Genomic DNA, 4,374 nt, shown 5'->3' with positions numbered 1-4,374 from the left:
TTTTTCTGAGGGGTTTTTCTTGTTTTATCACCCGGTGCGGGGGGCTCCCCGCCTGGGGGGGGGTGGGGGCCCCCCCCCCCCCCCCCCCCCCCCCCCGCCCCGCCCGACCCGCCGCCAGGGCCCGCGCGGCGGGCGCGGCGCGGGGGGAAACAGCGTAGAAAACCGGGGTGTCCAAATAAATTTTCCGCCCCCTTGATTTCCGTCGCGACAGGCCCCGCGGCGGATCCGCGGCCCGCCGCGCCCCCTGCCCCGCGGACCGGCGCCGCCGCGGGCGCGGGATGAAATTTTGCGCAGCGCAACAAGACTTGTATGACAAGCGCCGCCGCGCCGCCCCGCAAGGCCGGGCGCCGCAACGCCGCCCCCGACAGGGCCCCGGCGGGCGACGCGACCGGTGGTCGCACGGCGCGTTTGACCGTTCGATAAACTTTTTCCAATTGACCCTGACGTTAACGTAATCATATACACCGCGCCGTTGCGTAAGGGACATCCCCACGGCGTTGCGTCCAGTCCCCCGACGGGCCAATGTGAAACTTTGTTTCGCATGGCGGGCCCCCTGCTCCTCAAAGCCCCATTGACGGAGCGGGGGCCGCCGTCTAGGTCGAATTCGACCAAGCATGCGACCCATTTCCAGAGGGGGAGGAGCCCGGCCCATGTCTCAGATCGAACGCGAGTCGATGGAATACGACGTCGTCATCGTCGGCGCGGGGCCTGCGGGCCTGTCGGCGGCGATCCGCCTCAAGCAGCTCGGCGGGGACGACGTCAACGTCGTCGTGCTCGAGAAAGGCTCCGAGGTCGGCGCCCACATCCTGTCGGGCGCGGTGCTCGATCCCGTCGGCCTCGACGCGCTGATCCCCGACTGGAAGGAACAGGGCGCGCCGATCGAGACCGAGGTGACCCATGACGACTTCCTCGTCCTGGGCGAGGCGGGCGACGTGCGCATCCCCAACTGGCCGATGCCGCCGCTGATGAACAACCACGGCAAGTACATCGTCTCGATGGCGAATGTCTGCCGCTGGCTGGCCGAGAAGGCCGAGGAGCTGGGCGTCGAGGTGTTCCCGGGCATGGCCTGCTCGGAGCTGATCTTCGGCGAGAACGGCGAAGTGAAGGGCGTGGTCGCGGGCGAGTTCGGGCTGAACCCGGACGGGACCCCGGGCGACGCCTACGAGCCGGGGATGGAGCTGCACGGCAAGTACGTGTTCCTCGGCGAGGGCGTGCGCGGCTCGCTCTCCAAGCAGGCCATCGCGAAATACGACCTCTCGGCCGGGCATGACGTGCAGAAATACGGCCTCGGGATGAAGGAGATCTGGGAGATCGACCCGGCGAAGTCCGAGCCGGGCCGCGTGGTGCACACCATGGGCTGGCCGCTGGGCAACAACGCCGGCGGCGGCGGGTTCCTCTACAACATCGGGAACAACCAGGTTTACGTCGGCTTCGTGGTGCACCTGAACTACCAGAACCCGCACCTGTTCCCGTACATGGAATTCCAGCGCTGGAAGCACCACCCGGCCATCGCCTCGGTGCTCGAGGGCGGCAAGCGAGTCGCTTACGGCGCCCGCGCGATCTCCGAGGGCGGGATGCAGTCGATGCCGACGCTGGCCTTCCCGGGCGGCGCGCTGCTGGGCTGCGCCGCGGGCATGGTCAACGTGCCGCGCATCAAGGGCAACCACAACGCCATGCTCTCGGGCATCGCGGCGGCCGAGGCGGCCCACGCGGCGCTGGCCGAGGGCCGCGGCGGCGACGCGCTGACCGAGTATGACGCGGCGGTCCGCTCGGGCCCCATCGCGAAAGACCTCGGCAAGGTGCGCAACGTCAAGCCGCTGTGGTCGAAGCTCGGCCTCGTGGGCGGTCTCGCCGTCGGCGGGCTCGACATGTGGGTGGCGGACCTGATCGGCCGCCCGCTGCTGGGCACCCTGAAGCACGGCAAGACCGATGCGGCGGCGACCGGCAAGGCCGACAACTTCCCGGTCATCGAGTACCCGCGCCCCGACGGCAAGCTGTCCTTCGACCGGCTGACCAACGTGAGCTTCAGCTTCACCAACCACGCCGAGGAGCAGCCCTGCCACCTCAAGCTGTCGGATCCGGGCATCCCGATCCGGCGCAACCTGCCCCGCTACGCGGAGCCGGCGCAGCGCTACTGCCCGGCCGGCGTGTACGAGGTGCTGCGCGACGAGGACGGGTCGAACCCGCGCTTCGTGATCAACGGGCAGAACTGCGTCCACTGCAAGACCTGCGATATCAAGGACCCGAGCCAGAACATCACCTGGTGCACGCCGCAGGGCGGCGAGGGGCCGAACTATCCCAACATGTGAGGTCTTCGGATCTCGGGCCGGGGGCGCGTCCCCCGGCGGGCATGGGGCCCGGCCGCCGCGCGCGGCCGGGCCCCTGCGCGTTCCGGGCGGCGCGGCGGGCGGCGGGCGGCGGGCGTGAAAACGAATCTCCCGCGGAGCCTCGTTAACCAAACTGCACGCGCGCCGGGACGATTGAGTCTTCCGCCCGCGGGCGCGACCGCGTGTTAGCGCCGTTGAAACGGCTGTAAAGGGCGCCCGGGCATGACTTTTTCATGAATAACGCCCGGTTTTCGCCGCAGTTCGGGCGGTCCGGCGCCAAGACCGTTGCACATCCGCGACTCCCGCGGCGCCGCGGCGACACGCCCCCCCCCGGACGGTTCCAACCTGTTGAAGAGCGGCCCGTTTCGTGCAAACTCTCGGTCTGAGGCCGACCCCTCCCGTGAAGGGGGGGCGTTGCGGAACGAGATCACGCCGATGTGCAACTTCAAGCGCGCGGCAAAATAAACGGAGAGTGGGATGAAAACGATTTCCCGTATGTTCCTCGCGGTTTCGGCCCTGGCCGTGGCCGGGTGCACCACGCTGCCGGGCGCGAACCTGGGCGGCACCTTCACGGCTGAAAGCTACCTGGGCAAGTCGATCACCGGCGGCGACTTCAACTCCAACCTGGCGCGCGAGTACCAGGCCCTGGCGTCGCGCTCGGCCACCAAGGACGTGAACTGGCTCGACGCCACCGCGTACATCGCCAAGTCCGAAGCCGCCGCCAACGGCGGCGTGGCCCCCTGGTCGCCCTCCGACATGGGCGTGACCGCGACCGGCTTCGACGAGCTGAACGCCGCCCTGGCCGCGCATTCCGCCGCCCGCCCGGCCGCCTGCGCCAAGGCCCAGGCCTACTGGGACCAGTACATGGAGTCGCTGAACGAGGGCGCCTTCGCCTGCATCTCGGCTGACGACGCCAAGGCCATGTACGACGACGCGCTCGCCGCCTGCATCGGCATCGAGGGCGACTACGTGGTCTACTTCGGCTTCGACCGCTCCAACATCTCGACCGCCGCCCAGTCGGTGATCAACGATGTCGTGGACGCGCTGAAGTCCTTCGCCCAGCCGCTGGTCTCGATCGTCGGCCACACCGACACCTCGGGTTCGGTCGCCTACAACCAGGCCCTGTCCGAGCGCCGCGCCACCGCCGTGGAAACCGCGATCGCGTCGCGCGCTTCCGCCGAGGGCGTCTCGATCGGCTCGATCACCAAGGCCGGCCGCTCCGAGCTGGAGCCCGCCGTGGCGACCGGCGACGGCGTGCGCGAGCCGCGCAACCGCCGCGCGACCATCGCGATCTCCGAGTGATCGCGGCACGGGCGGCCTGAGCGCCGCCTGACAGCCTGACGCCTGGAACGCCCCGCATCGCAAGATGCGGGGCGTTTCGCTTTGCGGCCGCGCCCTGGCCCGCGCGGGGGCCGCGCCGGGCTTCGTTTCGGGGCGCCGCCCGTCGGGTTTCCCTTCGGCCCGCCGCCCCTTGGCCCGCCGCGCCGAAGGCCCCACATGCCATGGCATGACAGTCATGCCCCGCCGCACCGCCCTTCTCGCCGCGCCGCTCGCGCTCCTGCTCGCCCTGCCCGCCCCGGCGCAGGAGGACCCGCCCGCGGCCTCGCCGCCCGCGCCCGAGGCGCCCGCCGGGGACGCGCCCGGCCTCGACCTCGATGCGCTGCAGGGCAAGGCGCGCGAGGCGCTGGAGCTGTTCAAGGGCAAGGCGTCCGAGCTGCTGGAGCGGCTGGGCGAGGGGGCCGACGCGCTCACCAGCTACGGCCCGCCGCGGATGCTGCCGAACGGCGACATCCTGATCCCGCGCCTGAAGGATGACGAGGGCGACGCCCCTGGGGCCGATCCCGAAACCGCGCCCCCGCCCGCGTCCGGCGACGACACCATCTCGCTCTGACGCTCGCCCGCCCGGGCGCCGCGCCCGCGGCAAGGGGGCGTCGGGGGTCTCGAAGGGGGCGCCGCCCCCTTCGTCGGGGGCTGCCCCTCGGGAACGCGGCTTCGGACATCGCCGCCCTGCGCGCCTTCAACGCCTACCCGCTGGGCCTCGACCTGA

At 70.8% G+C, this 4,374-nt stretch carries 3 protein-coding genes; all 3 read left to right on the top strand.

Annotation, left to right across the window (positions count from 1 at the left end):
- Positions 1-650 precede the first annotated feature (650 nt).
- The 3 genes from ACQ5SO_RS21215 to ACQ5SO_RS21205 all read left to right on the top strand — a co-directional run bounded on the left by ACQ5SO_RS21215 (position 651) and on the right by ACQ5SO_RS21205 (position 4,218).
- Entirely contained in the window at positions 651-2,309 is a 1,659-nt protein-coding gene (locus tag ACQ5SO_RS21215) for a 4Fe-4S dicluster domain-containing protein (protein ID WP_430943647.1), read from the top strand.
- Between the two features lie 495 nt (positions 2,310-2,804).
- A complete protein-coding gene (locus tag ACQ5SO_RS21210) occupies positions 2,805-3,629 on the top strand; it encodes an OmpA family protein (RefSeq protein WP_430943646.1) in 825 nt (274 codons plus the stop codon).
- A 214-nt stretch (positions 3,630-3,843) separates the two neighbouring features.
- The gene (locus tag ACQ5SO_RS21205) at positions 3,844-4,218 is read left to right on the top strand and encodes a hypothetical protein (RefSeq protein ID WP_430943645.1); all 375 of its coding nucleotides are present in this window, start codon (positions 3,844-3,846) and stop codon (positions 4,216-4,218) included.
- Positions 4,219-4,374: the final 156 nt, after the last annotated feature.

The sequence above is a fragment of the Rhodovulum sp. DZ06 genome (assembly GCF_050586345.1).
GTDB lineage: Bacteria > Pseudomonadota > Alphaproteobacteria > Rhodobacterales > Rhodobacteraceae > JBOCEF01.
This window is presented reverse-complemented; position numbering and strand designations above follow the sequence as displayed.